Annotated in this window: 26 protein-coding genes, 1 tRNA gene and 1 pseudogene; 20 read left to right on the top strand and 8 right to left on the bottom strand. The window is 63.9% G+C overall.

The features are described from left to right. Window positions 1–47 precede the first annotated feature (47 nt). Both WN73_RS21065 and WN73_RS21060 read right to left on the bottom strand, forming a co-directional pair. Window positions 48–689, bottom strand: a complete 642-nt coding sequence (locus tag WN73_RS21065) for an NrsF family protein (RefSeq protein WP_011087694.1) — start codon at window positions 687–689, stop codon at window positions 48–50. Beyond that, the gene (locus tag WN73_RS21060; RefSeq protein ID WP_028171699.1) at window positions 686–1,243 is read right to left on the bottom strand and encodes a sigma-70 family RNA polymerase sigma factor; all 558 of its coding nucleotides are present in this window, start codon (window positions 1,241–1,243) and stop codon (window positions 686–688) included. Before WN73_RS21060 ends, WN73_RS21065 begins: the two co-directional genes overlap by 4 nt. Before the next feature lie 233 nt (window positions 1,244–1,476). Here WN73_RS21060 and WN73_RS21055 point away from each other — a divergent pair, with 233 nt between their 5' ends. Beyond that, window positions 1,477–2,193 (top strand): cation transporter, encoded by a 717-nt coding sequence (locus WN73_RS21055; RefSeq protein ID WP_370204440.1) that lies wholly within the window; start codon window positions 1,477–1,479, stop codon window positions 2,191–2,193. A 176-nt stretch (window positions 2,194–2,369) separates the two neighbouring features. Here the strand turns inward: WN73_RS21055 and pepT are convergent, their stop codons facing one another. Together pepT and WN73_RS21045 are read right to left on the bottom strand one after the other, a co-directional pair. Then, window positions 2,370–3,620 (bottom strand): peptidase T, encoded by a 1,251-nt coding sequence (gene pepT, locus WN73_RS21050; RefSeq protein WP_028171701.1) that lies wholly within the window; start codon window positions 3,618–3,620, stop codon window positions 2,370–2,372. 104 nt (window positions 3,621–3,724) lie between these two features. Beyond that, a pseudogene (locus WN73_RS21045) lies at window positions 3,725–4,010 on the bottom strand (HU family DNA-binding protein). Between the two features lie 234 nt (window positions 4,011–4,244). Between WN73_RS21045 and WN73_RS21040 the strand changes: the two are divergent. Together WN73_RS21040 and WN73_RS21035 are read left to right on the top strand one after the other, a co-directional pair. Continuing rightward, window positions 4,245–4,321, top strand: a tRNA-Asp gene (locus WN73_RS21040). A 219-nt stretch (window positions 4,322–4,540) separates the two neighbouring features. After that, window positions 4,541–5,383, top strand: coding sequence for an FkbM family methyltransferase (locus WN73_RS21035; protein WP_231166492.1), 843 nt, complete (start codon window positions 4,541–4,543; stop codon window positions 5,381–5,383). A gap of 145 nt (window positions 5,384–5,528) precedes the next feature. On the opposite strand, the gene WN73_RS21030 is transcribed toward WN73_RS21035, so the two are convergent. The 3 genes from WN73_RS21030 to WN73_RS21020 all read right to left on the bottom strand — a co-directional run bounded on the left by WN73_RS21030 (window position 5,529) and on the right by WN73_RS21020 (window position 8,426). After that, complete coding sequence (locus WN73_RS21030) at window positions 5,529–5,732, bottom strand: hypothetical protein (protein WP_028171704.1); 204 nt, start codon at window positions 5,730–5,732, stop codon at window positions 5,529–5,531. Window positions 5,733–5,876: 144 nt separating this feature from the next. Continuing rightward, window positions 5,877–7,172, bottom strand: a complete 1,296-nt coding sequence (locus WN73_RS21025) for a spinster family MFS transporter (RefSeq protein ID WP_028171705.1) — start codon at window positions 7,170–7,172, stop codon at window positions 5,877–5,879. A gap of 63 nt (window positions 7,173–7,235) precedes the next feature. Continuing rightward, entirely contained in the window at window positions 7,236–8,426 is a 1,191-nt protein-coding gene (locus WN73_RS21020; RefSeq protein WP_028171706.1) for an aromatic ring-hydroxylating dioxygenase subunit alpha, read from the bottom strand. Window positions 8,427–8,642: 216 nt separating this feature from the next. On the opposite strand from WN73_RS21020, the gene WN73_RS21015 reads away from it, so the two are divergent. Together WN73_RS21015 and WN73_RS21010 are read left to right on the top strand one after the other, a co-directional pair. Continuing rightward, window positions 8,643–9,152, top strand: a complete 510-nt coding sequence (locus WN73_RS21015; RefSeq protein ID WP_028171707.1) for a MarR family winged helix-turn-helix transcriptional regulator — start codon at window positions 8,643–8,645, stop codon at window positions 9,150–9,152. Window positions 9,153–9,329: 177 nt separating this feature from the next. Then, window positions 9,330–11,585, top strand: a complete 2,256-nt coding sequence (locus WN73_RS21010) for a TonB-dependent siderophore receptor (protein ID WP_028171708.1) — start codon at window positions 9,330–9,332, stop codon at window positions 11,583–11,585. A gap of 344 nt (window positions 11,586–11,929) precedes the next feature. On the opposite strand, the gene WN73_RS21005 is transcribed toward WN73_RS21010, so the two are convergent. Next, a complete protein-coding gene (locus WN73_RS21005) occupies window positions 11,930–12,124 on the bottom strand; it encodes a hypothetical protein (RefSeq protein WP_028171710.1) in 195 nt (64 codons plus the stop codon). Between the two features lie 164 nt (window positions 12,125–12,288). On the opposite strand from WN73_RS21005, the gene WN73_RS21000 reads away from it, so the two are divergent. The 15 genes from WN73_RS21000 (at window position 12,289) to WN73_RS20930 (ending at window position 26,548) form a co-directional block, all read left to right on the top strand. Further along, window positions 12,289–12,654, top strand: coding sequence for an NADH-quinone oxidoreductase subunit A (locus tag WN73_RS21000; protein WP_008136158.1), 366 nt, complete (start codon window positions 12,289–12,291; stop codon window positions 12,652–12,654). Continuing rightward, a complete protein-coding gene (locus WN73_RS20995) occupies window positions 12,651–13,232 on the top strand; it encodes a NuoB/complex I 20 kDa subunit family protein (protein WP_370140497.1) in 582 nt (193 codons plus the stop codon). The genes WN73_RS21000 and WN73_RS20995 overlap by 4 nt, the downstream gene beginning before the upstream one ends. 11 nt (window positions 13,233–13,243) lie before the next feature. Continuing rightward, complete coding sequence (locus WN73_RS20990; RefSeq protein WP_011087683.1) at window positions 13,244–13,855, top strand: NADH-quinone oxidoreductase subunit C; 612 nt, start codon at window positions 13,244–13,246, stop codon at window positions 13,853–13,855. A gap of 2 nt (window positions 13,856–13,857) precedes the next feature. Next, entirely contained in the window at window positions 13,858–15,054 is a 1,197-nt protein-coding gene (locus tag WN73_RS20985) for an NADH-quinone oxidoreductase subunit D (RefSeq protein WP_011087682.1), read from the top strand. Next, complete coding sequence (locus WN73_RS20980; RefSeq protein WP_028171712.1) at window positions 15,054–16,046, top strand: FkbM family methyltransferase; 993 nt, start codon at window positions 15,054–15,056, stop codon at window positions 16,044–16,046. The genes WN73_RS20985 and WN73_RS20980 overlap by 1 nt, the downstream gene beginning before the upstream one ends. Before the next feature lie 10 nt (window positions 16,047–16,056). Then, a complete protein-coding gene (nuoE, locus tag WN73_RS20975; protein ID WP_011087680.1) occupies window positions 16,057–16,668 on the top strand; it encodes an NADH-quinone oxidoreductase subunit NuoE in 612 nt (203 codons plus the stop codon). Continuing rightward, the gene (locus WN73_RS20970) at window positions 16,668–16,874 is read left to right on the top strand and encodes a hypothetical protein (RefSeq protein WP_011087679.1); all 207 of its coding nucleotides are present in this window, start codon (window positions 16,668–16,670) and stop codon (window positions 16,872–16,874) included. The genes nuoE and WN73_RS20970 overlap by 1 nt, the downstream gene beginning before the upstream one ends. 15 nt (window positions 16,875–16,889) lie before the next feature. Beyond that, the gene (nuoF, locus tag WN73_RS20965; protein WP_011087678.1) at window positions 16,890–18,215 is read left to right on the top strand and encodes an NADH-quinone oxidoreductase subunit NuoF; all 1,326 of its coding nucleotides are present in this window, start codon (window positions 16,890–16,892) and stop codon (window positions 18,213–18,215) included. Between the two features lie 5 nt (window positions 18,216–18,220). Continuing rightward, window positions 18,221–20,296 (top strand): NADH-quinone oxidoreductase subunit NuoG, encoded by a 2,076-nt coding sequence (nuoG, locus tag WN73_RS20960; protein ID WP_028171713.1) that lies wholly within the window; start codon window positions 18,221–18,223, stop codon window positions 20,294–20,296. A gap of 10 nt (window positions 20,297–20,306) precedes the next feature. Continuing rightward, the gene (gene nuoH, locus WN73_RS20955) at window positions 20,307–21,374 is read left to right on the top strand and encodes an NADH-quinone oxidoreductase subunit NuoH (RefSeq protein ID WP_074076914.1); all 1,068 of its coding nucleotides are present in this window, start codon (window positions 20,307–20,309) and stop codon (window positions 21,372–21,374) included. A gap of 14 nt (window positions 21,375–21,388) precedes the next feature. Then, on the top strand, window positions 21,389–21,877 hold the full coding sequence (nuoI, locus tag WN73_RS20950; RefSeq protein ID WP_026232873.1) for an NADH-quinone oxidoreductase subunit NuoI: 489 nt from the start codon (window positions 21,389–21,391) through the stop codon (window positions 21,875–21,877). A gap of 137 nt (window positions 21,878–22,014) precedes the next feature. After that, the gene (locus WN73_RS20945) at window positions 22,015–22,653 is read left to right on the top strand and encodes an NADH-quinone oxidoreductase subunit J (RefSeq protein ID WP_028171715.1); all 639 of its coding nucleotides are present in this window, start codon (window positions 22,015–22,017) and stop codon (window positions 22,651–22,653) included. Next, window positions 22,650–22,958: an NADH-quinone oxidoreductase subunit NuoK gene (gene nuoK / locus WN73_RS20940; protein ID WP_008547737.1), complete on the top strand. Its 309-nt coding sequence runs from the start codon at window positions 22,650–22,652 to the stop codon at window positions 22,956–22,958. Before WN73_RS20945 ends, nuoK begins: the two co-directional genes overlap by 4 nt. Window positions 22,959–22,966: 8 nt before the next feature. Then, complete coding sequence (nuoL, locus tag WN73_RS20935; protein WP_161534773.1) at window positions 22,967–25,039, top strand: NADH-quinone oxidoreductase subunit L; 2,073 nt, start codon at window positions 22,967–22,969, stop codon at window positions 25,037–25,039. Then, window positions 25,040–26,548 carry an NADH-quinone oxidoreductase subunit M gene (locus tag WN73_RS20930; protein ID WP_028171717.1) on the top strand — a complete coding sequence of 503 codons (1,509 nt, stop codon included), beginning with the start codon at window positions 25,040–25,042 and terminating at the stop codon, window positions 26,546–26,548. Window positions 26,549–26,568 lie beyond the last annotated feature (20 nt).

Below are 26,568 nucleotides of genomic sequence, written 5' to 3'. Positions count from 1 at the left end.
CCATCCGCGACACGGTTACAGGCTCACGCCGACGTGAGTGCAGCCTCTCACCAGCGCAGCAGTCGGGGTCCCAACAATGCGCCTGCGAGGGTGCACAGCACGATCGTACCGCCATACCAGAGCGCGACGAAGGGCAGCGAGTCGTCGGTGCAGTGAAGCGCATAGGCCATCGCGCTCATGCCACCTGCGACGAGCCCGCTGAAGGCGCCGGTACGGACCAGATTGGTCGGAGCTGCCTGTCGCACAGCCCAGATGACGACGGCAAACGGTACAATCGCGATGATCGGAATCGAGATGAGGCATTCGAGCCATTGATCGCCCATCACCATCCTGTCCCAGTGTGAACTCGGCGCCTGCCCAAGGCTGATGCCGGCAAGCAGGAGGATCGCCACAAAGGGCAGTGCGGCGAGGCCCGGGGATACCCTTCGTTCCCCGCCAGGCCGCGCCAGCCGTGCCAGATAGACCGCCGCCGCGCCTGTGGTGCCGAACGCGAATGCGATCTTCAGGAACAGAAAAATCAGGGTGCGTGGCGTGGTCAGGTCGGTGCGGACACCGAGTGCCAAGAACGTGACTCCGATTGCAACGGCCATTCCAACCACAAGCGCAGTGCCGACGCTGCGGTTGACCTGTCGCCGGTTGACCGGTTCGACACCCGCGCTGAGCGCGCTGATCAGCTCGTCCGTCTTCATGTTTGCGTCCTCTGTGCGATCAACGCCGCCAGGGTCTTTAGCCCGCGGTGAATATTGACCTTCACGCCCGATTCCGAGATGTGGCAGCGCTGTGCCGCTTCAGCGACGCTCAGCCCGTCGAGTTTCACGGCCTCGATCGCGCATTGCATCTTTTCCGGCAGGTGTTTGAGCAACCGCCTGAGATCGAAGCTGCTCTCGGCACTGAGGTTATCGTCATTGGCAATGACGTCGCCCGCCTCGTCGATCGGCACGTCGGTAACCGAGGCCCGGTTTCGGCGGAGAAAATCGATCAGCTTGTAGCGCGCGATCGCGTGCACCCAGGGCGTTAACAGCTCCTGCGGATCGTAGGTGTGTCGCTGGAGGTGAATCGCCAGCACGGCCTCCTGAACCAGATCCTCGGCCTCCGCCACGCCTCGGCCTATTTTCGCGAACTTGCCCTTGTAATAGGCGCGCAAATGGCGGCTCAGCCGCTCAAGCAGCATGCGATGCGCCGCAGCATCGCCATCCTGGCTGGCAAGCATGAGTGCCTTGAGCTCGGTTTCCGTGGTCGTCATACCCACATGGCTATAGTTCGCTCGTATTGCCGACTTGGTTACAGTCAGTTCGCAAGATTCTCATTTTCCTCCTCCAAGGCAAACGGTGCGAGGGGTCGATCGAGTGGTCCGCAACGCGGATTGACATGACTTCGTTCGTAGGGACTAGAGGCCGAGGCAATTGTGGAACCGCGCCTGGAAGATCGCCATCGTTACAGGCGCATGGTAAAATGGGACGCCGGAGGGAGCCTGGAATGCCTGAAGAGTCCTGCTGCTCACACGACGCGTGCTGCGAGAAGGCCGCCAAACCCCGGATGGAGGAGGTCGCCACGTCGGGCTGCGCCGACTGCTGCTCGGCAGGCGTTCCGGTCTTCGACGGGCTTGATCCACGATACAAGCGCATATTGTGGACCGTCATCGCCATCAACGCGGCGATGTTCGTGAGCGAAATGGTGGCGGGCCACTTGGCCGGCTCGCAGGCTCTCAAGGCCGATGCTCTCGACTTCCTGGCCGATACAGTCACCTACGGCTTGAGCCTTTCGGTCATCGGCGCGAGCCTCAAGACACGGGCCACCGCCGCACTGTTCAAGGGGTTGTCGCTCAGTGCGATGGCAGCCTGGGTGTTCGGATCAACGGTCTATCAGACCCTGATCCTGGGGCTTCCTCGCGCGGAGCTGATGGGAGCGATGAGCCTGGCCGCGCTGGCGGCGAATCTGACCTCGGTTCTCTTGCTCGCGCGCCACAAGGACGGCGACGCCAACGTGCGGTCGGTATGGCTCTGCTCGCGCAATGACGCGGTCGGCAACGTCATCGTGATGATTGCTGCCGTTGGCGTATTCGGTACCGGAACGGCATGGCCTGATCTCGCTGTTGCCGCCGTGATGGCGGGAATCTTCCTCACCTCATCTTTGCAAATCCTGCGGCAAGCGTGGGCGGAGTATCGCGGCGGCCAAGCTGCTGCGACCGCCTGAGGGGCAGGCTGGTCCCGGGCGCAATCGAGACGCGAAAAGGCCCCAGCCCGGGGCTGACCGGCTGAGGCCTTTGTGCTCACAATCTTCGTCCTTGGGACTTGGATCGCCAACGCGCCCCGCGCCGGCTCGTTCCCTAGGGCTTGGAATTATTTCGCGCGCCGAGATTAGCCGCGCGCCTACGCTTTCTCCTCCCAGATCATGGCGAGGTGCACGATCGTCTGCACCGCCTTTTCCATGTCCTGCCGGCTGACCCATTCCAGGCGCGAATGGAACGCGTGCTCGCCCGCGAAGATGTTGGGGCAGGGCAGGCCCATGAAGGACAGGCGCGAGCCGTCGGTGCCGCCGCGGATCGCGGTGCGCATCGGGCGCAGGCCGGCGCGGCGGATCGCCTCGATGGCGTATTCGAGAATGTGCGGGTGACGGTCGATCACCTGCTTCATGTTGCGGTACTGCTCCTTGACCTCGAACTTGTAGGTCGAGCGCGGATAGTCCTTCATCACATCCTTGACGATGTTCTCGAGCAGGACCTCCTTCTCCTTCAGCCCTTCCTCGGTGAAGTCGCGCACGATGAAGGAGAGCGTCGCCTGCTCCAGCGCACCGTCGATGCCGATCGGATGCAGGAAGCCCTGCTTGCCTGACGTCGTCTCGGGCGAACAGCCTTCCTTCGGGAGTCGCTCGACGATGGCGGCTGCGATCTTGATCGCGTGCTCCATCTTGCCCTTGGCATAGCCCGGATGGGCGCTGACGCCGTTGATGGTGATGGTGGCGCCGTCGGCCGAGAAGGTCTCGTCCTCGACGGAGCCCGCGGTCTCGCCATCCATGGTGTAGCCGAAATCGGCGCCGAGCTTCTTGATGTCGACATTGTCGACGCCGCGGCCGATTTCCTCGTCCGGCGTGAACAGGATCTTGAGGGTGCCGTGCTTCGCATCGGGGTTGTTGATGAAGAAATGCGCGGCATCCATGATCTCGGCGACGCCGGCCTTGTTGTCGGCGCCCAGCAGCGTGGTGCCGTCGGTGGTGATGATGTCGTTGCCGATCTGGTTCTTCAGCGCGGGATGCTCGGCGAAGCGGATCACCTGGCTGGTATCGCCCGGCAGGGTGATGTCGCCGCCGCGATAGTTCTTCACGAGCTGCGGCTTCACGTCCTTGCCGGTGACGTCGGGCGAGGTGTCCATGTGCGAGCAGAAGCAGATCACCGGCACCTTCTTGTCGGTGTTGGCCGGGATCGTTGCGTAAACGTAGCCGTAGTCGTCGAGATGGGCGTCGGCGACGCCCATGGCCTTCAGCTCGGTGACGAGGACGCGGCCGAGGTCTTTCTGCTTCTCGGTCGAGGGCGAGCTGGGGGATTCCGGATCGGACTGGGTGTCGATGGTGACGTAGCGCAGGAAGCGCTCGGTCACGGTATGCGTGAAGATGAGTGAGGACATTTCTGGTCAAACCGCCGGGGGTCAGGGGGAGCAGGCGGTATATCAGAAAAGCGGGCCACGTTGCGGCCGGAACGAGCTTCGATCAGGCTTAACGAACAGTCACCTCAGATCGCCTCTTTCAGTTCCTTGACCCTTCTTGCTGGCCTTGATGTGGATGGGCTCGCCTGTGGCGGGATTGCGGCCGGTGCGGGCCGCGCGCTTGCGGACCTGGAGGATGCCCAGCCCCACGATCCGGACGCGGTCGCCCTTCTTCAGGTGCTTGGCGATCAGCTCGACCATGTCGGTGAGGACGGCCTCGGCTTGCTTCTTCGACAGGTCCTGGCTTTCCGCGATGTCGGCGGCGAGGTGCTTGAGGGTGATGGTGGCGGGAGCGGCTGCCTTCTTCGCCATGTCTGGCCTCCTCGATTCTTGCCGGTGGCTGGGGAGACCGCCCCCGGACCCCGCAGGTTCCCGGAGGCGTAGACGATTCGGGACCGGACTGACTACGCCGCCCGGCGCGGCCGGGTCACGTTCCTGCGCGCCACCGGCGGATATCCGCTCCTTCAGGCTGTGGATGCAACGTCCTTGACTTCACCAAGCCCGGCCTTTAAGTCCCCCCTCGTTCCGCGGACATCTGTGCGCCACGCGGGAGTAGCTCAGTTGGTTAGAGCGCCGGCCTGTCACGCCGGAGGTCGCGGGTTCGAGCCCCGTCTCTCGCGCCATTTTATGGCGGAAATCAATAACTTAATCGCTGAATAGAAACCCTCCCTGGCAAACCGCCAGCGGAGCAAAGCGCGTATGCGACGCTCGGCGAGCGGGTGGTCGTTATTTTCGATTTTTTCGTGTTTCCGATCTTGCCCGCAACAAGCGGTGTGCAACACATTGTGCAACCCGCCAGACCGCCGACGACCGGTCAAACCGCTCTCATTCGGATCAATCCAATGCAGGCAGCCGATTTCAGCGCAACGCTGCAAAATTTGTTCGCCAAGGGCGTGCGGTACGGGGCCGTGATCGACCTTGGCTGTGCCGATGGGCATTTCGTTCTTAACCACCTGTCACGGCTCGGTGGTGCGGTGCCGCTCAACATTGATGCCAACCGGATCTATGAGAACTCCCTGAAGGCCATCAAGGAGGTGCTTGGCGGGCACTATCGGATCTGCGCCGTCACCGACCATGAGGGTGAGATCGAGATCACCGAGTCGGTGCATCCCTACTGGTCGTCCGTGCGCCCGGCGGGCGATCTCTACTGGGCGCGGCTCAACGACCTGATCAAGAGCAAGGTCAAGGTGCCGGCGACGACACTCGATGCGCTGGTCAAGGAACTGTCGCTCGAGCCGCCGTTCCTGCTCAAGCTCGACGTGCAGGGCGCCGAAAAGGCCGCGCTGAAGGGCGCGCGTTACGTGCTCGAAAATTGCAGCGTCGTCGTGTGCGAGGCCGACATCGACGACTTCCAGGACATCAACGCGACGCTGCTGGAGGCAGGTTTCTTCCTCTACGACCTGACGACGCTGCAGCGCCTGCGCGACGGAACGCTCGGCTGGTTTTACCCCGTCTATGTCAGCGGCAAGCTCGCCCACCTGAAGCCGCAGGCGTTCTGGGATACCGGCGACAATGCGGCGGTCATCGAGGTGCAGGAGGCGCGCCGCAAGATGATCCTCGAACAGAACAGCAAGATATTGAACCGGCTGCGCTACGGGCAGGCCGATGCCGGCCGGAATGATCCCTGTCCCTGCGGCTCGGGGCAGAAATTCAAGCATTGCTGCGGCAGCTACCGGGCCGACTGACTTTGGCGCAGTCTGCCGGCTCGTCGAGCTATAGAATACACCCCTGACATTTCAAAGGCTTGGCAGGCCACCTTCAGTCGACGGCTGAAAATCAAAAGGCCGCCCGAGGGCGGCCGGTTGGGGGTCAAATCGAACCTTTTCGCCGTCAGCGAATCTCCGACGTGCCCGCGCTGGTGATCGCCACAGGCTTGCCGGCCTTGATCATCTGGGTGGACTGGGCGGTCTGGCCGTAATCGGCGTTGGTACGGGCAGCAATCCCGAAACCGGCCACTGCAATGCCGGCAACCAGCGCCACCACCACGATCTTCAGGTGGGTCGCACGATCAGCAGAGTGAATTGAGTGGTTCATCTGAGCCTCCCGACGGGCTTTTGCCGCCGTCTATGGGCTCATGTCTTAAGGACCATCTGTTTCCGGATGGTTTCGCGGGTTCCGCAAAATGGTTTCATTAATAAGCCGGGTTGGTTTCGCCGGGCTTGCGGCGAGGCGGCGCCCTCAGGCGGCGGCCCGGCCGATATCGTCCCGGATGGTGCAGGCCGCCCAGACGAACAGCAGGGCGCCCAACGTGGTCGTGACCGCCGCCGAGAGCAGGGAATAACGCACGGCGTCCGCACCATAGCTGCCCCTCAGGGCATCGTTGACCATGCCCACGACCAGCGGGCCGACGCCCTGGCCGAAGCAGGTGGCGGTGAGCGCGATCAGCGCGGAGGCCAGCGCCCGCATGCTCGGCTTTGCCACGGTCTGCGCGATCGCGAAGATCGGCCCGAGATGGAAGCCGACCAGGAACGAGGTCAGCGCCAGCATCGCGACCATCATCGCGAAATCCTGCGTCAGCATGCACAGCGCGAACACCGGACCGGCGAGGCCTGAGGTGATCGCGGGCGCCCAGAGCTTCCAGCGGTCGTCGCGGCGGCTCACTTGCGCCACCACGAAGCCGCCGAGCAGGGTGCCGGCCATTCCGGCGAGCCCCTTGAAGGTGCCGGCATAGGTGCCGATCTCGGCGCTCGACAGGTGGTGCACGCGCGCGAGGAACGGCGGGATCCAGGCCGCGGTCGCGTAGTTGGTGTAGGTGGTGAGGCAGAAGCCGATCAGCACGATGATGAAGCTCCGCTGCGAGGCGAGGAAGCGCAGCGTCGGGCCGAGCGGCTCGGGCACGAAGCTCTCCTGCATCGCGCCGCGCTTCGGCTCCGAGATCGTCAGCCACAGGATAGCCGCGAGCAGGATGCCCGGCAGGCCGGCGACGTAGAACGCCATCCGCCAGCCATAGTGCTGGTTGACGTAGCCGCCGACGAAATAGCCGAGGAAGACGCCGAGATAGGTGCCGATGGCGTAGATGCCGAGCGCGCGCGGGCGTTCGTTCTTGGCAAAGAGATCGGCGACGATCGACTGCGAGGCGGGCGAGCCCGCGGATTCGCCGATGCCGACGCCGATGCGCGCCAGCGCCAGCGAGGTCACGCTCGAGGCCGCGCCGCACAGCGCCGTCATCGCGCTCCAGAACGCGAAGGCCACGGCCACGATGTTGCGCCGGTTGAGCCGGTCGGCGGCGCGCGCGATGGGGATGCCGAGCAGGGAGTAGAACAGCGCGAAGCCGAAGCCTGCGAGCAGGCCCATCATGGTGTCGCTGAGGGCAAACTCCTTCTTGATCGGCTCGATCAGGACGTTGAAGATCGTGCGGTCGAGGAAGTTCAGCGCGTAGATGACGGTGAGCAGCCCCAGCACGTAATAGCGCCGCGCCGAGGGCTTTGCCGCGGCAGTCGTTTGCACCGACACTTGTGACGTCACATCGACCATCGCATCCCCCCAATTTTGTCTTTGTTGTCGTTGTCGGTCCAGCCCTTATTGGAGCTGGCCGCTTCACGCGTCGCGGATGTAATTCCCCGCTTCGAATTCGACCGGCGCCGCGCCCACATCGAACGACACGCCGATCGGGTCGCGATCTGCCTCCATCGCCTCTAGTTGCTCGCTCAGCATGCGCCGGATCATCAGGATGCCGCGGTCGCTCTGGCCGAAATGCTCCTCGGAGTGAACGGTCACTTCGCCCTGGCCGACCTGGGCTTCGTAATCACCCGGGAATTGCTGGTGCTCGGCCTCGGTCATGTCCCACCAGAATTTTCCGTTGAACTTGGAGCGCATCCGGCCGATGTCGCCTGATGCCTTGACGCGGCCGGCAACGTAGATGCGGAACGAGGTGTCGTCGATCGGCAGTGTCCAGCCGATCGACTCGACGCGGGCGAACTGCGCCACGCGCGGATTGGGCACGACGCGCAAGGTGGGGAGGGCGGCTTCGGTGACGCGATAGAACACCTTGCCGTCATCCTGCCTGCGGATCGAACGCACGGCGATCCCGCGCGGCGTCTTGTCGAACTTCACCTCCGGCATCGAGGCCATCATGTCAGTGAATTGCGGGCCCGAGAACGAGCCGTGCAGCACCGGCACGTGATAGGGATCGACCACGTTCTCGAAATGCTGCAGCCAGTTGCAGGGAATGACTGCCGGTCCGCCGCCGCCGATCGAGGAATCGTCGGCCTCGACGAACTCGCCGTCGTCCATGTTTTCGAGGCACTCATAGCGCGGCAGCACCGGGCGTTTCTCGGCCGGGCCCATATAGGCGAAGATCAGTCCGTAGCGCTCTTCGACCGGGTACCAGGGCTGGCGCACCTTGTCCTTGAACTGGCCGCCGTCGGGCTCGCAGGGCTGCTCCAGGCAGTGGCCCTCGGTGTCGAACTTCCAGCCGTGATAGCAGCAGCGGATGCCGTCCTCCTCGACCTTGCCATAATAGAGCGTGGTGCCGCGATGGCAGCATCGCGCGTGCAAGAGGCCGGCGCGGCCATGCTTGTCGCGGAATAGCACCAGATCCTCGCCCAGCGCCCGCACCTTCTTCGGGGTGTCGGTGGCATCACCGATGAGCCCGACCGGGTGCCAGTAACGGCGGAGCAGTTCGCCCATTGGCGTGCCGCGCACGACCGAGGTTAGCTCGGTGCGCGTCTGCGCCGGTTTCATCGCATAGGCCGTGCCGAGATCGCGATCCCGCTGGGTGATCGTCATGCTGGTCCTCCCGCTGTGGGCCGTGCTGGCCAGGCCTTTTTTGTGCCTTTGTCGCAGTGAAAAATAATTCGATGACAATGTCAACGATCTTCCAAGTGCCGCCTGGTCGCATTCGGATGAGGTAGGAGGCGGCCTGCCTCAAGCTTGGGACTTGAGCCCGGCACTTGCTTCGGACTTGGACTTGGCAGGTCACCGCTTTCTTGGCACAGGTGAACGATGAACCAGACACCGAGGGATGGGTGGACGACGCCCGAGGCGGGCGAGAGCGAGGCGGCGCCGATCACCGTGATGCTGTCGTCGCGGCTGATGGTGTTGGCCAATCTGCTCAAGCGCGGCGCCATCCTGCGCTACAAGCGCCTCGCTGGATTGTCCTCGGTCGAGTTCGGTCTGGTCGCCTCGCTCGGCCGGCGGCCGCCGATGAGCGTCGCGCGGCTCGCCGAAGCGGTCGGCCAGGACAAGGGACAGATCAGCCGCGCGCTTGCGGAACTCGTCTCGCGCAAGCTGATCGCGAAATCGGCCAACCCGAAGGACAGTCGCGAGGTGCTGGTCTCGCTCACCGCGGCGGGGCTCGCCGCGCATGACGTGATCGTCGAAGGCGCGCAGGACCGCAATCGGCGCCTGCTTGAATCGCTGAGCGAAGCCGAGTTCGACACGCTGCTGCGCCAGGTCGATCAGCTCACGGCGATTGCCACCGAGATGCTCGAGGCCGAAAAGAATTCGCGTTGATGTCTCAGCAATCCCTGGAAATGTTGGATCGCTTCTAAGAGTCTCTCTAAGACCTTTTCAATTAGGGAAATCGCGCACCCTCACATAAGCGTCGCTGCAAACGCATGCCGTGTCGGGACACGACGGCATGTCGCTTCAAACATGCAGCTTCGGGGTGGCGCGTTGAACAGTCTTGGAATGCTGCGGTCGGCCGTGTTGGCGACCGCGTCGGCTTGGGTCCTGGTGCCGCAAGCATCGCTCGCACAATCCTCTACACAGAGTGGCGCTCAGAACCTGCCGTCGGTGACCGTCACGGCGCCCGAGGCGCGCCGCCGCGCACCCGTGTCTACCGTGCGTAGCGCGCCGCGACGGTCGATGCAGGCAGTGAATAGAAGCAAACCGCAGCCGCAGCGCAATGTCGGCTTCGTCGAGACGCCGCGCGGCCCCGTGCGCGGCTACGTCGCCGGTCGCAGTTCGTCAGGCACCAAAACCGACACGCCGATCATGGAGACGCCGCAGTCGGTGTCCGTCATCAGTGCGGAGCAGATCCGCGACCAGAAGGCGAACAAGCTCGACGAGGTGCTGCGCTACACCGCCGGCGTGCGGGCAGGGACCTTCGGCGCGGATACGCGCAACGATTGGTGGCTGATCCGCGGCTTCAAGTCCGACGACGTCGGGCTGTTCCTCGACGGCATGCAGCTGTTCTACACGTCCTATGCGAGCTGGAAGCTCCAGACGCCGAACATGGAGCGCGTCGAGGTGCTGCGCGGCCCGTCAGCGGTGCTCTACGGCGGATCGAGCCCGAGCGGCATCGTCAACGTCATCAGCAAGCTGCCGCCGGCCGAGCCGATCCGCTATGTCGAGACCGGCGTCAACAATTTCGGCAACGCCTATGTCGGCTTCGATGTCGGCGGGCCGGTCGCGACGCAAGCGCAGAACGGCAAGCTGTTCTACCGCGTCGTCGGCCAGGTCCAGAACGGCCCGACGCAGGTCAATTTCACGCCCGACAACAACTACTTCATCGCACCGTCCGTGACCTGGAAGCCGGATGCCGACACGACGTTTACGGTGCTGGCATCCGCTTCCCGGCAGGAAACCCGCGGCATCAACTTCCTGCCCTATGTCGGGACGGTCACCAATGCCTCGTTCGGCAAGATCCCGACCAGCTTCTTTGCCGGCGATCCCAGCGTCGACAAGTTCACGCGCGAGCAGGAGATGCTCGGCTACCAGTTCGAGCGCAATCTCACCGACGATCTGACATTCCGGCAGAATGCGCGGTTTGCCCATGTCGACGTGACCTATCGTGGCTATGTCGGCAACGACTACGGCAATCAGGCAACCGCCACGCTCAACCGCTACAATTGGTATGCGAAGAACACCGCCAACCAGGGCGATCTCGACAACCAGCTCGAATATCGCTTCGACACCGGTCCGGTGAAGCACACGATGCTGTTCGGGGTCGACCTGAAGGGTTATCAGATCGATGACTATCAGGCCTTCGGGTTCGGCGTGTCCTCGATCAACATCTTCAATCCGGTCTACGGTCAGGCGGAAACCCCGTTGCCGACCACGCCGTTCCGCAACTTCCAGATCACGCAGAAGCAGGCCGGCACCTACATCCAGGACCAGATGAAGCTCGGCAATTTTACGCTGGTCTTGAGCGGCCGCAATGACTGGGTCGCGACCACGCAAGACGCCCGCGACACGGGGGCTACGGTCAGCAGCCGCGATGACAGCAGGTTCAGCGGGCGCGCCGGCCTGATCTACAATTTCGACAACGGCATCGCGCCCTACGTCTCCTATTCGACGAGCTACAATCCGATCATCGGCCTCAACGCACAGAACCAGCTGTTCCTGCCGGAGACCGGCAAGCAGGCCGAAATCGGTGTGAAGATCGCGCCGAAGGGCTTTGACGGCTATTTCACCGTATCTGCCTTCGATCTGGTCCGTCAAAATGTGGCGACGACACTGCCGGGCAGTGTTCCGGTCTTGCAGAACCAGACCGGCGAGGTGACCTCGCGTGGCATCGAGCTCGAAGCGGTAGCGAACGCCACCAAGGAGCTGAAGCTGATCGGCGCCTTCACGGCTTATCACCTGTTCAACAGCAAGGATCTCGATCCGTCGTTGGTCGGCAAGACGCCGACCAACACGCCGGAGCTGCTGGTGTCGGGCTGGGCGGACTACACCTTTAGGGACGGACCGCTCGAGGGCTTCGGCTTCGGCGGCGGCGTGCGCTACATCGGCTCCTCCTGGGCCGACACCGCCAACACGCTTGAAGTTCCCGCGGTCGTGCTCGGCGACCTCGCGCTCCACTACGAATGGCAGAACTGGCGCACGGCACTCAACGTGATCAACCTGACCGACAAGATCTATGTCGCGAGCTGTGCCTCGGCCACGTCGTGCTTCTACGGCGATCGCCGGCGCGTGACCGCCAGCGTCTCCTACAAGTGGTGAGGGCGGGCGAGCGCACGGCATGTTGACGCTGCACATATCGAGGTCCCGACCGGCCTGAGCTCGACCATGCCCTTGTTCTGCTGACCGGACGACCGCTGATCTTCCAGCGGGAGATCGATGAGCTCCCGGGCTATGCCCCCCGGCCCGGAGCTCATGCGAGCGCGGCGCGTGCGACGGTCCTGCAAGTCGCCGACGCCGCGCTCGCGGTCGATCCGAGGCGGGGTCTGCGCCGACGCATTCGCCAGACGAGCCCCGGTCCCGTCGCGATGCATGGCTCGTCCGACCATCCGCGCCTGATACGTGTCCTTGCTGCACCTGTCCTCTTGCCGCCGCGGCCGCCAGCACTATGTCGCCTGGGTGACGGTAAGGGCCTCCGCGACGGTCATTGCCTGGGTCCGGGTGCGCTGCCGCACGGAAAACCCGGGCATTTTGACCGGATGCCATGCGGCCAGCGCTGCCTTGCTCTGTGCACCGCAATCTCGGTACGGCCGCTGCACAAAACTGCGGTCGCCCTTGCTGGGCTTGGCGATCTGCTCCATACCAGCCGCGGGGTGATTCCGGGATTTTCTCCGTTCTGGGGGCGGCAAAGGGCCTAAAAAGAGCGTGTCTTGCGCCCATTGGTGCACTGCGCTAAGGCTCAGAATAATTCCAAATCGGGACGAATCCGCGGCTCCCCCGACGTCGCGGGAAAAAGGGCTCGCCAATGAGCGGCATTCTACAGAACTATCTTCCACTCGTCGTCTTCATAGGGGTAGCGGGCCTCATCGGCCTTGTGCTGCTGATCGCGCCTTTCATCGTGGCGTTCCAGCAGCCGGACCCCGAAAAGCTGTCGGCGTATGAGTGCGGTTTCAACGCCTTCGACGACGCCCGCATGAAGTTCGACGTCCGCTTCTACCTGGTCGCCATCCTCTTCATCATCTTCGATCTCGAGGTGGCGTTCCTGTTTCCCTGGGCGGTGGCGTTCGGCAAGCTTGGCGCGACCGGCTTCTGGTCCATGGTGGTGTTCCTCGCCGTGCTGACGGTCGGGTTCGCCTATGAATGGAAGAAAGGGGCACTGGAATGGGATTGAACCCAGCACCGTCCACAGGTCCGGTTCTCGCGCCGGCCCCCAAGGGCATTCTGGATCCGTCGACCGGCAAGCCGGTCGGGGCCAATGATCCGTTCTTCCTCGAGGTCAATTCGGAGCTGTCCGACAAGGGCTTCTTCGTCGCCGCGACCGACGACCTCATCACCTGGGCGCGCACCGGCTCGCTGATGTGGATGACCTTCGGTCTCGCCTGCTGCGCGGTCGAGATGATGCAGGTGTCGATGCCGCGCTACGACGTCGAGCGTTTCGGCTTCGCGCCGCGTGCCTCGCCGCGCCAGTCCGACGTGATGATCGTCGCGGGCACACTCACCAACAAGATGGCGCCGGCGCTGCGCAAGGTCTACGACCAGATGCCCGAGCCGCGCTACGTCATCTCGATGGGTTCGTGCGCCAATGGCGGCGGCTACTACCACTATTCCTACTCGGTCGTGCGCGGCTGCGACCGCATCGTGCCGATCGACATCTACGTGCCGGGCTGCCCGCCCACGGCGGAAGCGCTGCTCTACGGCGTGCTGCTGCTTCAGAAGAAGATCCGGCGCACCGGCACCATCGAACGCTAAGGTTTTACGTCATGGACGATGGCAAGCTCGACGCCCTTGGGCAAACGATCGTTAGCGCGCTTCCGGGCGCGGCTACCGGTCATTCGGTGGCCTTCAACCAGCTCACGGTGGATGTCGAGGCCGCCAGGATCGTCGAGGTGGTCAAGTACCTCCGCGACGACCCGAACTGCCGCTTCGTCAACTTCACCGACATCACGGCGGTGGACTACCCGTCGCGCGAGAAGCGCTTCGACGTCGTCTACCATCTGATGTCGCCGACCCTGAACACGCGGATCCGGCTCAAGGCCCAGGCCGACGAGACCACGCAGGTGCCGTCGCTGATCGACGTGTTCCCCGGCGCCGACTGGTTCGAGCGCGAGGCCTACGACCTCTATGGCGTGTTCTTCGTCGGCCATCCCGACATGCGCCGCATCCTCACCGACTACGGTTTCGAGGGCCATCCGCTGCGCAAGGACTTTCCGACCACCGGCTTCGTCGAGGTCCGCTACGACGACCAGGAGAAGCGGGTGGTGTACGAGCCTGTCAGGCTCAACCAGGAATTCCGCAAGTTCGATTTCCTCTCGCCGTGGGAAGGGGCGGACTATCCGCTTCCCGGTGACGAGAAGGCGGGACCGAAGGCCTGATCATGAACGAGCAACCTGAAAATCTCCGCAACTTCACCATCAACTTTGGGCCGCAGCATCCGGCGGCCCACGGTGTGTTGCGTCTCGTGCTCGAATTGGACGGCGAAATCGTCGCGCGCGTCGACCCGCATATCGGCCTGCTTCACCGCGGCACCGAGAAGCTGATCGAGCAGAAGACCTATCTTCAGGCGATCCCGTACTTCGACCGTCTCGACTATGTCGCGCCGATGAACCAGGAGCACGCCTTCTGCCTCGCCGCGGAAAAGCTGCTCGGCATCGAGGTGCCGCGCCGCGGCCAGCTGATCCGCGTGCTCTATTGCGAGATCGGCCGCATCCTGTCGCATCTGCTCAACGTCACCACGCAGGCGATGGACGTCGGCGCGCTGACCCCGCCGCTGTGGGGTTTCGAAGAGCGCGAGAAGCTGATGGTGTTCTACGAGCGCGCCTCGGGCAGCCGCATGCATGCGGCCTTCTTCCGCGTCGGCGGCGTGCATCAGGACCTGCCGCAGAAGCTGGTCGACGACATCGAGGCCTGGTGCGATCCGTTCCTGAAGGTGGTGGACGACCTCGACCGCCTGCTCACCGCCAACCGCATCTTCAAGCAGCGCAATGTCGATATCGGCGTGGTGCCGCTGAAGGAAGCCTGGGAGTGGGGTTTCTCGGGCGTGATGGTGCGCGGCTCCGGCGCGGCCTGGGACCTGCGCAAGTCGCAGCCCTATGAGTGCTACGCCGAGATGGATTTCGACATTCCGATCGGCAAGAACGGCGACTGCTACGACCGCTACCTGATCCGCATGGAAGAGATGCGCCAGTCCGTGCGCATCATGAGGCAGTGCATCCAGAAGCTGAACGCGCCTGAGGGCAAGGGCCCCGTCGTCGTCGAGGACAACAAGGTCGCGCCGCCGCGCCGTGGCGAGATGAAGCGCTCGATGGAAGCGCTGATCCATCACTTCAAGCTCTACACCGAAGGCGTTCACGTGCCGGCCGGCGAGGTCTATGCCGCGGTCGAGGCGCCCAAGGGCGAGTTCGGCGTCTATCTCGTCGCCGACGGCACCAACAAGCCCTACAAGTGCAAGATCCGCGCGCCGGGCTTCGCCCATCTCCAGGCGATGGATCACATCTGCCGCGGCCATCTGCTCGCCGACGTCTCGGCGATCCTGGGTTCGCTCGACATCGTGTTCGGAGAGGTCGATCGGTGATGGCGCAGGCGCCAATCCAGTTTGACCGCGCCTCGGGGGCCCTTGAAGGGGCCAACCTGTGGGAGCGGGCGGCTGCCTTGGCGCTGGTGACGGGCTCGAAGATCTCGTCGCACTTCTCGCATATGGGCTATATCGCCTGCGCGAACCTGCTGCGGAAAACGCTGCCCGAACGCAATATCGCGATCAAGCTCAATCCCGACGCCGTGTTCGAGTTCCCGTATGGCGACGGCTATTGGAGCAAGCTGCTCAACCGTTCCTATATCTATGAGGACGAGCTGGAGCTCCTGTTCGCCGACTCCATCGACGTCGACTACACGCTGCTCGATTGCGGTGCCAACTACGGCTACTGGTCGGTGCTGGTGTCGAGCAGGCCGTTCGGCTCGCACAAGGCGATCGCGATCGAGCCGTCGGGCCAGAACTATCCGAAGCTTGCCAACAACGCCCGCATCAACGGTGGCCGCTTCGAAACCATGAAATGCGCGATCGGCGCTGCCCGCGGTACTGCGCGGCTGTCCGGCACGAAGCACGAAGCCTTCAGCATCGCCGGCGATCCGTCGGCGGGTGGCGAGGACGTGCCCGTGATCGCGCTCGACAATCTGATCGACGACGGCAAGGTCGAGGCCAGCGGCAAGTACCTGATCAAGCTCGACGTCGAGGGTGTCGAGATCGAGGCGATCAAGGGCGGCGCCCGGCTGCTTGAGACCGACAGCGTCATCATGTGCGAGGAGCACGGCAGCGACCGCAGCCACGCGGTGTCGCGCTTTATCCTCGAACAGACCCCGCTGACGCTGATCGTGTTCGATCCGCGCAGCAACCGGATGGAGACCGTGAAGGAGCTGTCGATCCTCGACCGCATCAAGGTCTCGACCCACGTCGGCTACAACGTTTTCGGCACCGCAAGCGCATTCTGGCAGGACAGGATCGATGCCCTGAATGCCAAGTCCCTGAATGCCAAGACCCTGAGTGCCAACACCGCGCGCCGCATGCAGTGAGAGATAAGAGATGTCCGTCCGCCGATTAGCACCGAAGGAAGTCCAGCCCGCGAGCTTTGCGTTCACGGAGGAGAACCTTGCGTTCGCCAAGCAGCAGATCGCGAAATATCCGGCCGGGCGCCAGGCCTCCGCGGTCATCGCGATCCTCTGGCGCGCGCAGGAGCAGCACGACGGCTGGGTGTCGGAAGCCGCCATCCGCGTCATCGCCGACATGCTCGACATGCCCTATATCCGCGTGCTCGAGGTCGCGACCTTCTACACGATGTTCCAGCTCGCCCCCGTCGGCAAGAAGGCCCACGTCCAGGTCTGCGGCACCACGCCATGCCGCCTGCGTGGCGCCGAGGACCTGATCCACGTCTGTGAGCACCGCATCCATCACGAGCCCTTCCATCTCTCCAAGGACGGCAATTTCAGCTGGGAAGAGGTCGAGTGTCTCGGCGCCTGCGTCAATGCACCGATGGTGCTGATCGGCAAGGACACCTATGAGGACCTGACCAAGGAGAGCTTTGGCAAGGTGCTCGACGGCTTTGCCTCCGGCAATCCGCCGAAGCCCGGTCCGCAGAACGGCCGCCAGTTCTCGGCGCCGATCACCGGGCCGACCACGCTGAAGGAGATCACCTGATGCGTGATCTCTCGTCGCCGGCAGTGGAGGGGAGCGGTGCCATGAAGAAGTGGGGCTTCATCGCGATGCATGCCGCCGTCGCGGCCATTTTCATCTTCCTGCTGCAGCGTTTCAGCCTGAACGCGTCGCTAGAATCCAGCCTGCTCTGGGCGCTGACCTTCGCCGTCTGCGCCGCCGGACTTGCCTACAAGCAGTCCAATCGTTGATCGGAAAGCACTGATATGCTCGAGGACAAGGACCGCATCTTCAAGAACCTCTACGGCCTCCATGACTGGGGGCTCGAGGGTGCGCGGCGCCGCGGCGCCTGGGATGGTACGAAGAACATCATCGACAAGGGCCGCGACTGGATCATCAACGAGATGAAGGCCTCGGGCCTGCGCGGCCGCGGCGGCGCGGGCTTCCCGACCGGCCTGAAATGGTCCTTCATGCCGAAGGAATCGACCGACGGCCGGCCGAGCTATCTCGTCGTCAACGCCGACGAATCCGAGCCCGGCACCTGCAAGGATCGCGAGATCATGCGGCACGACCCGCATCTCCTGATCGAGGGCTGCCTGATCGCCAGCTGCGCAATGAACGCGCATGCCTGCTACATCTATGTCCGCGGCGAGTTCATCCGCGAACGCGAGCACCTCCAGGCCGCGATCGACCAGGCCTATGAGGCCAAGCTGGTCGGCAAGGACAATGTCAACGGCTGGCCGTTCGACATCTACGTTGCGCACGGCGCCGGCGCCTATATCTGCGGCGAGGAGACCGCGCTGCTCGAAAGCCTCGAGGGCAAGAAGGGCCAGCCGCGGCTGAAGCCGCCGTTCCCTGCGAATGTCGGCCTGTTCGGCTGCCCGACCACCGTCAACAACGTCGAGTCGATCGCGGTGGCGCCGGATATCCTGCGCCGTGGCGCGGCGTGGTTCGCCGGCATCGGCCGTCCGAACAATGTCGGCACCAAGCTGTTCTGCATCTCCGGCCACGTCGAGCGGCCCTGCAACGTCGAAGAAGCCATGGGCATTCCGTTCCGTGAGCTGATCGAGAAGCATTGCGGCGGCATCCGCGGCGGCTGGGACAACCTCAAGGCCGTGATCCCCGGCGGCTCGTCGGTGCGCATGGTGCCGGCCGAGCAGATCATCGATACGCCGATGGATTTCGACAGCCTGAGCAAGCTGCGCTCGGGTCTCGGCACCGCGGCCGTGATCGTGATGGACAAGTCCACCGATTTGATCCGCGCCATCGCCCGCATCTCGTACTTCTACAAGCATGAGAGCTGTGGCCAGTGCACGCCGTGCCGCGAGGGCACGGGGTGGATGTGGCGCGTCCTGACCCGCATGGCCGAAGGCCGCGCCCACAAGCGCGAGATCGACATGCTGCTGGAAGTCACCAAGCAGGTCGAAGGCCACACCATCTGCGCGCTCGGCGACGCAGCCGCCTGGCCGATCCAGGGCCTGATCGCGCATTTCCGTCATGAGATCGAAGCGCGCATCGACCAGTATTCGCATAAGTCCGACATCGACGATATCGGCGTCCGCGATCCCGTGAACATGGTCGCGGCGGAGTAAGAGACATGACCAAGCTCATCATCGACGGCAAAGAGATCGATGTTCCGGCCGAGTACACGCTGCTTCAGGCGTGCGAGGCGGCTGGCGCCGAGATTCCGCGCTTCTGCTATCACGAGCGGCTGTCGATCGCCGGCAATTGCCGGATGTGCCTCGTCGAAGTGAAGGGCGGCCCGAAGCCGGTCGCGAGCTGCGCCTGGGGCGTGCGCGATTGCCGTCCGGGCCCCAAGGGCGAGCCGCCGGAAATCTCCACCCGTTCGCCGATGGTGAAGAAGGCACGCGAAGGCGTGATGGAATTCCTTCTCATCAACCATCCGCTGGACTGCCCGATCTGCGACCAGGGCGGCGAGTGCGACCTGCAGGACCAGGCGATGGGCTATGGTGTCGACACCAGCCGCTTCGCCGAGAACAAGCGCGCCGTCGAGGACAAATATCTCGGCGCACTGGTCAAGACCTCGATGAACCGCTGCATCCAGTGCACGCGCTGCGTCCGCTTCTCGGCGGAAGTCGCCGGCGCGCCTGAGATGGGCGCCACCGGCCGCGGCGAAGACATGGAGATCACGACCTATCTCCAGCACGCGCTGACGTCCGAATTGCAGGGTAACCTCGTCGACATCTGCCCGGTCGGCGCGCTGACCTCGAAGCCCTATGCCTTTGCGGCCCGTCCGTGGGAGCTCGGCAAGACGCAGTCGATCGACGTCATGGACGGTGTCGGATCGGCGATCCGCGTCGACACCCGCGGCCGCGAGGTGATGCGCGTGCTGCCGCGCATCAACGAGGCCGTGAACGAGGAGTGGATCTCCGACAAGACCCGTCACATCGTCGATGGCCTGCGCACCCAGCGCCTCGACCGGCCCTACATCCGCGAGGCCGGCAAGCTGCGCGCGGCGAGCTGGACTGAGGCCTTTGCCGCGATCGCCGCGAAAGCGGCGCGCAGCGACGGCAAGCGCATCGGCGCGATCGCCGGCGACCTCGCCGGCGTCGAGGAGATGTTCGCGCTGAAGGACCTGCTCGCCAAATACGGCTCGAGCAACCTCGCGGTGCAGGGCGGCGACGCCTTCGATCCCGCGCTCGGCCGCGGCTCCTACATCTTCAATCCGACGCTTGTCGGTGTCGAGCAGGCGGATGCGCTGCTCATCATCGGCGCCAATCCGCGCAAGGAGGCGGCCGTGTTCAACGCCCGCATCCGCAAGCGCTGGCGCTCCGGCGGCTTCAAGGTCGGCGTGATCGGCGCCAAGGCCGACCTGACCTATGACTACGACCATCTCGGCGCAGGCACCGAGACGCTCGGCGAGCTCGCGGCCGGCAAGCACTCCTTCATGGATGTGCTGAAGAACGCCAAGAACCCGATCATCCTGGTCGGCGCGGGCGCAGCCTCGCGTCACGACGGTGCCGCCATTCTGGCCGCCGCCGCCAAGCTCGCGATGGATGTCGGCGCGGTCAAGGACGGCTGGAACGGTTTCGGCGTGCTGCACGAGACCGCCTCGCGCGTCGGCGCGCTCGACATCGGCTTCTCCGCCGCGGCCGGTGGCCTGAACGCCGCGCAGATGACGACCTTCGGCACGCTCGACCTGCTGTTCCTGCTCGGCGCCGACGAGATCAAGGCGCCGGACGGCACCTTCGTCGTCTATATCGGCACCCATGGCGACCGCGGCGCGCACCGCGCCGACGTGATCCTGCCGGCAGCCGCCTACACCGAGAAGTCCGCGATCTACGTCAACACCGAAGGCCGTGTGCAGATGACCGGCCGCGCCGCGTTCCCGCCGGGCGAAGCCCGCGAGGACTGGGCGATCGTCCGCGCGCTGTCGGAAGCGCTCGGCAAGAAGCTGGGCTACGACTCGCTTGCCGCGCTGCGCCAGGCGATCTTCAAGGCGGTGCCGCATCTGATCCGGCTCGACCAGATCGAGGCGGGCAGCGCCGACCAGATCAAGAAGCTGGCGGGCAAGGGCGGTTCGCCCGAGAAGGCGCCGTTCAAGCCCCTGGTCGACGACTTCTATTTGACCAACCCAATCGCGCGTGCGTCCGCCGTGATGGCGGAGTGCTCGCGGCTTGCCTCCGGGCAGATGCTGACCGCAGCGGAGTGAGCGTGATCTGATGGAATTCTTCGAAAGCGCATTCTGGACCGGTTTCCTCTGGCCGCTGATCATCATGGTCGCGGAGAGCGTCTTGGTGCTCGTCGTCCTGCTGGTCGCGATCGCCTATATCCTGCTTGCCGACCGCAAGATCTGGGCGGCGGTGCAGATCCGCCGCGGCCCGAACGTGGTCGGCCCCTGGGGCCTGCTGCAGTCCTTCGCCGACCTTCTGAAGTTCGTGCTGAAGGAGCCGATCATCCCGGCAGGCGCCAACAAGGGCGTGTTTCTCCTTGCTCCCTTGGTCTCATGCGTGCTCGCGCTTGCCGCCTGGGCGGTGATCCCGACCAATCTCGGCTGGGTGATCTCCGACATCAATGTCGGCATCCTCTTCATCTTCGCGATCTCGTCGCTGTCGATCTACGGCATCATCATGGCCGGCTGGTCGTCGAACTCGAAGTATCCGTTTCTGGCCGCGCTGCGCTCGGCCGCGCAGATGGTGTCCTACGAGGTCTCGATCGGCTTCGTCATCATCACGGTGCTGCTCTGCGCCGGCACGCTGAACCTGTCGGCCGTGGTCGAGGCCCAGCATGTCCGCGGCCTCGCCAGCCTGATCGGGCTGCCGCAGCTCACCATCCTGAACTGGTACGTCTGGCCGCTGTTCCCGATGTTCGTGGTGTTCTACGTCTCGGCGCTGGCGGAAACCAACCGTCCGCCGTTCGACCTCGTCGAAGCCGAATCCGAGCTCGTCGCCGGCTTCATGGTCGAGTATGGCTCGACGCCGTATTTGCTGTTCATGCTCGGCGAGTACGTCGCGATCGTCACGATGTGCGCGATGGCGACGATCCTGTTCCTCGGAGGCTGGCTGCCGCCGGTGGACCTGCCGCCCTTCAACTGGGTGCCGGGGATCATCTGGTTCTCGCTCAAAGTCTTCTTCATGTTCTTCCTGTTCGCGATGGCGAAGGCGATCGTGCCCCGCTACCGCTACGATCAACTGATGCGCCTCGGCTGGAAGGTGTTCCTGCCGCTGTCGCTGGCGATGGTGATCGTGGTGGCCGGTGTGCTGCACTTCGCCGGCATCGCGCCGAAGTGAGGGCCGTCATGGGTATCAACATCAACGCCACTGCACGCTCGCTTCTGCTGTCGGAATTCGTCTCGGCGTTCTTCCTCGCCATGCGTTATTTCTTCCAGCCGAAGCCGACGCTGAACTATCCCTTCGAGAAGGGCCCGATCTCGCCGCGCTTCCGCGGCGAGCACGCGCTGCGCCGCTATCCCAACGGCGAGGAACGCTGCATCGCCTGCAAGCTGTGCGAGGCTGTGTGCCCGGCCCAGGCCATCACCATTGAGGCCGGTCCGCGCCGCAACGACGGCACCCGCCGCACCGTGCGCTACGACATCGACATGGTGAAGTGCATCTATTGCGGCCTCTGCCAGGAGGCCTGTCCGGTCGACGCCATCGTCGAAGGTCCGAACTTCGAGTTCGCGACCGAGACCCGCGAGGAACTGTTCTATGACAAGGCCAAGCTGCTCGCCAACGGCGACCGCTGGGAACGCGAGATCGCGAAAGCGATCGAGCTCGACGCGCCGTACCGGTGAGATGAGAGCATGATCCTTCCCGCCACCTCCTCGTCATTCCGGGGCGCGCAAAGCGCGAACCCGGAATCTCGCGCCACAACCTCTAGATTCCGGGTTCGCGGGCTTTGCCCGCGCCCCGGAATGACGGGGAATGTCCAATGATCCTTCCCGCGCTGTTCTTCTATCTCTTCGCCGGCATCTGTGTCGCCTCGGCGGTGATGGTGATTGTCTCGCGCAATCCCGTGCACTCCGTGCTGTACCTGATCCTGGCCTTCGTCAACGCCTCCGGCCTGTTCGTGCTGATGGGCGCCGAGTTCCTCGGCATGATGCTGATCGTCGTCTATGTCGGCGCGGTCGCGGTGCTGTTCCTGTTCGTGATCATGATGCTCGACGTCGACTTCCTCGAGCTGCGCGAGGGCTTCATCGAGTACCTGCCGGTCGGCCTCGTCATCGGCGGCATCTTCCTGTTCGAGCTGCTGCTCACCGTCGGCTTCTGGGTCATCAACCCCGGCGTCTCCAAGACGATCACGGCGGCGATCCCGACCAACGTGTCCAACACCGAGGCGCTCGGCCTCGTGCTCTATACGAAGTACGTCTACTACTTCCAGCTCGCGGGGATGGTGCTGCTGGTCGCCATGATCGGTGCCATCGTGCTGACGCTCAGGCACAAGGTGAGCGTGAAGCGGCAGGACATCAACGTTCAGAACGCGCGCACGCCCGACATGGCGATGGCGATGCGCAAGGTGGCGCCGGGGCAGGGGCTCTCGGATGCCGATGCGGCGGAGTGGGTGAAATGACGATCGGGCTCGGACACTATCTGGCGGTCGGCGCGATCCTTTTCACACTCGGGATCCTCGGCATCTTCCTGAACCGCAAGAACATCATCGTCATCCTGATGTCGATCGAGCTGATCCTGCTCTCGGTCAACATCAATCTCGTGGCGTTCTCGACCTTCCTCGGCGATATCGTCGGCCAGGTCTTCGCGCTTCTGGTGCTGACGGTCGCTGCTGCCGAAGCCGCGATCGGTCTCGCCATCCTGGTGGTCTATTTCCGCAACCGCGGCTCAATCGCGGTTGAGGACGTCAATCTGATGAAGGGCTGAGCTCAGTCATGGTTCAGGCAATCGTATTCCTGCCGCTCCTGGGCGCCATCTTGGCCGGCCTGATTGCGCTGTTCGGCGCTCATGCCCGCAACCCCTCAGGCGACGAGGTCGAGCATCACGGCGACCACGGTCACGGCGATGCGCATGCGTCCGCGGCCCATGACGACCATGGCCACGACGATCACGCTCACGATGACCACGGACCGGTCGAGCCTGCAGCGGCGGGCTCGCGCGCGGCGGAGCTGATCACGACGGGACTGCTGTTCGTGTCGGCGGTGCTGTCCTGGATGACGCTGGTCGATGTCGGCTTCATGCACCACGACATGCGGATCCCGCTGTTGCCGTGGATCCTCTCCGGCGACCTCCAGGTCTACTGGACGCTGCGGGTCGACACGCTCACCGCCGTGATGCTGGTGGTGGTGACGACCGTGTCCTCGCTCGTGCACCTCTATTCCATCGGCTATATGGACGAGGATCCGTACCGGCCGCGCTTCTTCGGCTATCTCTCGCTGTTCACCTTCGCCATGCTGATGCTGGTGACGGCGGACAACCTCGTGCAGCTGTTCTTCGGCTGGGAGGGCGTGGGTCTCGCCAGCTACCTGCTGATCGGGTTCTGGTACCAGAAGCCGTCGGCGAACGCCGCCGCCATCAAGGCCTTCGTGGTCAACCGCGTCGGCGACTTCGGCTTCGCACTCGGCATCTTCGCGATCTTCATGCTGGTCGGCTCGACCGATTTCGAGACGATCTTCCACGCCGCGCCCGGCCTCACCGGCAAGACCATCAACTTCCTCGGCTGGCACGCCGATGCGCTGACCCTGACGTGCCTCCTGCTGTTCATGGGCGCGATGGGCAAGTCGGCGCAGTTCCTGCTGCACACCTGGTTGCCGGACGCGATGGAAGGCCCGACCCCGGTCTCCGCGCTGATCCACGCCGCGACTATGGTCACCGCCGGCGTGTTCATGGTGGCACGCCTGTCGCCGCTGTTCGAGCTCGCCCCGAACGCGCAGGCCGTCGTGATGTTCTTCGGCGCCACCACGGCGTTCTTCGCCGCGACCATCGGCCTCGTCCAGAACGACATCAAGCGCATCGTTGCCTACTCGACCTGTTCGCAGCTCGGCTACATGTTCGTGGCGATGGGAGCAGGGGCCTATTCGGTCGGCATGTTCCACCTGTTCACGCACGCCTTCTTCAAGGCACTGCTGTTCTTGGGCTCCGGCTCGGTGATCTACGCGATGCACCACGAGCAGGACATCCGCAATATGGGCGGCCTCTGGAAGAAGATCCCCTACACCTACGCGGTGATGGTGGTCGGCACGCTGGCCCTGACCGGCTTCCCGCTCACTGCCGGCTACTTCTCCAAGGATGCGATCATCGAGTCAGCCTACGCCTCGCACAATCCGTTCGCGATCTACGGCTTCCTGATGACGGTCGTCGCCGCCGGCCTGACCTCGTTCTACTCCTGGCGCCTGATCTTCAAGACCTTCCATGGCGAGCCGCATGACGAGCATCACTATGAAGCCGCGCATGAGGCCCCGCTCTGGATCCTGATCCCGATCGGCGTGCTCGCGGTCGGCTCGATCGTCGCGGGCTTCCCGTTCAAGGAGCTGTTCGCCGGTCACGGCGTCGAGGAGTTCTTCCGCGAGTCCGTGAAGATGAACCCGCACATCATCGAGGAGATGCACCACATCCCCGAGACCATCGCCTTGCTGCCGACGGTGATGATGGTGCTGGGCTTCCTGGTCTCGTACCTGTTCTACATCCGCCGGCCGTATCTGCCGGTCGAGCTCGCGAACACGCAGCCGATGCTGTACCAGTTCCTGCTCAACAAATGGTACTTCGACGAGCTGTACGAGGTCATCTTCGTCCGTCCGGCGAAGTGGATCGGCTACCAGCTCTGGAAGAAGGGCGACGGCTTCATCATCGACGGCCTCGGTCCCGACGGCGTCTCGGCCCGCGTGCTGGACGTCACCCGCAACGTCGTGAAGATCCAGACCGGCTATCTCTATCACTATGCATTCGCCATGCTGATCGGCGTCGCCGGCCTGATCACTTGGTTCATGTTCGGCTTTGGAGGCCAGTAAATGACGACCTGGCCCATTCTATCGGTCACCACGTTCCTGCCGCTGGTCGGCGCGCTGATCGTCTATCTCACCCGCGGCGACGACGAGGCGGCGCGGCGCAACTCGCGCTGGATCGCCCTGTGGACCACGCTGATCACCTTCGCGGTGTCGGTGATCCTGGTCATGCGCTTCGATCCTTCGAATGCGGACTTCCAGTTCGTCGAGAAGGCGAACTGGCTCGCCACCGGCATCACCTACCACATGGGCGTGGACGGCATTTCGCTGCCCTTCGTGATCCTGACCACCGCGTTGATGCCGATCTGCATCATCGCGAGCTGGAAATCGGTCACGAGCCGCGTGCGTGAATACATGATGGCGTTCCTGATCCTGGAAACGTTTTTGGTCGGCACCTTCGCCGCGCTCGATCTCGTGCTGTTCTACCTGTTCTTCGAAGGCGGCCTGATCCCGATGTTCCTGATCATCGGCATCTGGGGCGGCCCGCGCCGGGTCTACGCGTCGTTCAAGTTCTTCCTCTACACGCTGCTCGGCTCGGTCCTGATGCTGCTCGCCATCATGGCGCTGTACTGGAACGGCGCCACCACCGACATCCCGACCCTGATGCACACAGCCGTGCCGCGGTCGCTGCAGACCTGGGCGTGGCTCGCCTTCTTCGCATCCTTCGCGGTGAAGATGCCGATGTGGCCGGTGCACACGTGGTTGCCCGATGCGCATGTCGAGGCGCCGACCGCCGGCTCGGTGGTCCTGGCCGCGATCCTCTTGAAGTTGGGCGGCTACGGCTTCCTGCGATTCTCGCTGCCGATGTTCCCCCTCGCGTCGCACGACTTCGCGCCGCTGATCTTCACGCTCTCGGTCATCGCCATCATATACACCTCGCTGGTGGCGCTGATGCAGGAGGACATGAAGAAGCTGATCGCGTACTCTTCAGTGGCGCATATGGGCTTCGTCACCATGGGCATCTTCGCCGGCACCTTGCAGGGCGTCGCCGGTGGCGTGTTCCAGATGATCTCGCACGGCATCGTCTCCGGCGCGCTGTTCCTCTGCGTCGGCATCGTCTACGACCGCATGCACACCCGCGAGATCGCGGCCTATGGCGGCCTCGTCAACCGGATGCCGCTCTACGCGCTGACCTTCATGGTCTTCACCATGGCCAATGTCGGTCTGCCCGGCACGTCCGGCTTCGTCGGCGAGTTCATGACGCTGCTCGGCACCTTCAAGACCTCAATCCCGACCGCGTTCTTCGCTTCGACCGGCGTGATCCTGTCGGCGTGCTACGCGCTCTGGCTCTACCGCAAGGTCGTGTTCGGGACGCTGGTCAAGCCGTCGCTGATGACGATCAAGGATCTCACCTTCCGGGAGTGCCTGACGCTGTTCCCGCTGATCGCGCTGACGATCCTGTTCGGCGTCTATCCGAAGCCGGTGCTCGACATGTCGGAGGCCTCGGTCCAGCAACTCGTCAACAATTACAACACCGCTGTGACGGCCGTGAAGGCCGCCGCACTGCTCCATTGATCGGGCAGGTCAGGATATCG

This window comes from Bradyrhizobium sp. CCBAU 45394 (assembly GCF_028128655.1).
GTDB lineage: Bacteria > Pseudomonadota > Alphaproteobacteria > Rhizobiales > Xanthobacteraceae > Bradyrhizobium > Bradyrhizobium diazoefficiens.
Note: the sequence above shows the minus strand (reverse complement) of the source record. Positions and strands in the feature narration are given on the sequence as shown.

Bases quoted from the DNA above. Each gene is read 5' to 3' on its own strand.
- WN73_RS21065 (WP_011087694.1), bottom strand. From the start codon at position 689: ATGAAGACGGACGAGCTGATCAGCGCGCTCAGCGCGGGTGTCGAACCG.
- WN73_RS21060 (WP_028171699.1), bottom strand. From the start codon at position 1,243: ATGACGACCACGGAAACCGAGCTCAAGGCACTCATGCTTGCCAGCCAG.
- WN73_RS21055 (WP_370204440.1), top strand. From the start codon at position 1,477: ATGCCTGAAGAGTCCTGCTGCTCACACGACGCGTGCTGCGAGAAGGCC.
- pepT (WP_028171701.1), bottom strand. From the start codon at position 3,620: ATGTCCTCACTCATCTTCACGCATACCGTGACCGAGCGCTTCCTGCGC.
- WN73_RS21035 (WP_231166492.1), top strand. From the start codon at position 4,541: ATGCAGGCAGCCGATTTCAGCGCAACGCTGCAAAATTTGTTCGCCAAG.
- WN73_RS21030 (WP_028171704.1), bottom strand. From the start codon at position 5,732: ATGAACCACTCAATTCACTCTGCTGATCGTGCGACCCACCTGAAGATC.
- WN73_RS21025 (WP_028171705.1), bottom strand. From the start codon at position 7,172: ATGGTCGATGTGACGTCACAAGTGTCGGTGCAAACGACTGCCGCGGCA.
- WN73_RS21020 (WP_028171706.1), bottom strand. From the start codon at position 8,426: ATGACGATCACCCAGCGGGATCGCGATCTCGGCACGGCCTATGCGATG.
- WN73_RS21015 (WP_028171707.1), top strand. From the start codon at position 8,643: ATGAACCAGACACCGAGGGATGGGTGGACGACGCCCGAGGCGGGCGAG.
- WN73_RS21010 (WP_028171708.1), top strand. From the start codon at position 9,330: ATGCTGCGGTCGGCCGTGTTGGCGACCGCGTCGGCTTGGGTCCTGGTG.
- WN73_RS21005 (WP_028171710.1), bottom strand. From the start codon at position 12,124: ATGGAGCAGATCGCCAAGCCCAGCAAGGGCGACCGCAGTTTTGTGCAG.
- WN73_RS21000 (WP_008136158.1), top strand. From the start codon at position 12,289: ATGAGCGGCATTCTACAGAACTATCTTCCACTCGTCGTCTTCATAGGG.
- WN73_RS20990 (WP_011087683.1), top strand. From the start codon at position 13,244: ATGGACGATGGCAAGCTCGACGCCCTTGGGCAAACGATCGTTAGCGCG.
- WN73_RS20985 (WP_011087682.1), top strand. From the start codon at position 13,858: ATGAACGAGCAACCTGAAAATCTCCGCAACTTCACCATCAACTTTGGG.
- WN73_RS20980 (WP_028171712.1), top strand. From the start codon at position 15,054: ATGGCGCAGGCGCCAATCCAGTTTGACCGCGCCTCGGGGGCCCTTGAA.
- nuoE (WP_011087680.1), top strand. From the start codon at position 16,057: ATGTCCGTCCGCCGATTAGCACCGAAGGAAGTCCAGCCCGCGAGCTTT.
- WN73_RS20970 (WP_011087679.1), top strand. From the start codon at position 16,668: ATGCGTGATCTCTCGTCGCCGGCAGTGGAGGGGAGCGGTGCCATGAAG.
- nuoF (WP_011087678.1), top strand. From the start codon at position 16,890: ATGCTCGAGGACAAGGACCGCATCTTCAAGAACCTCTACGGCCTCCAT.
- nuoG (WP_028171713.1), top strand. From the start codon at position 18,221: ATGACCAAGCTCATCATCGACGGCAAAGAGATCGATGTTCCGGCCGAG.
- nuoH (WP_074076914.1), top strand. From the start codon at position 20,307: ATGGAATTCTTCGAAAGCGCATTCTGGACCGGTTTCCTCTGGCCGCTG.
- WN73_RS20945 (WP_028171715.1), top strand. From the start codon at position 22,015: ATGATCCTTCCCGCGCTGTTCTTCTATCTCTTCGCCGGCATCTGTGTC.
- nuoK (WP_008547737.1), top strand. From the start codon at position 22,650: ATGACGATCGGGCTCGGACACTATCTGGCGGTCGGCGCGATCCTTTTC.
- nuoL (WP_161534773.1), top strand. From the start codon at position 22,967: ATGGTTCAGGCAATCGTATTCCTGCCGCTCCTGGGCGCCATCTTGGCC.
- WN73_RS20930 (WP_028171717.1), top strand. From the start codon at position 25,040: ATGACGACCTGGCCCATTCTATCGGTCACCACGTTCCTGCCGCTGGTC.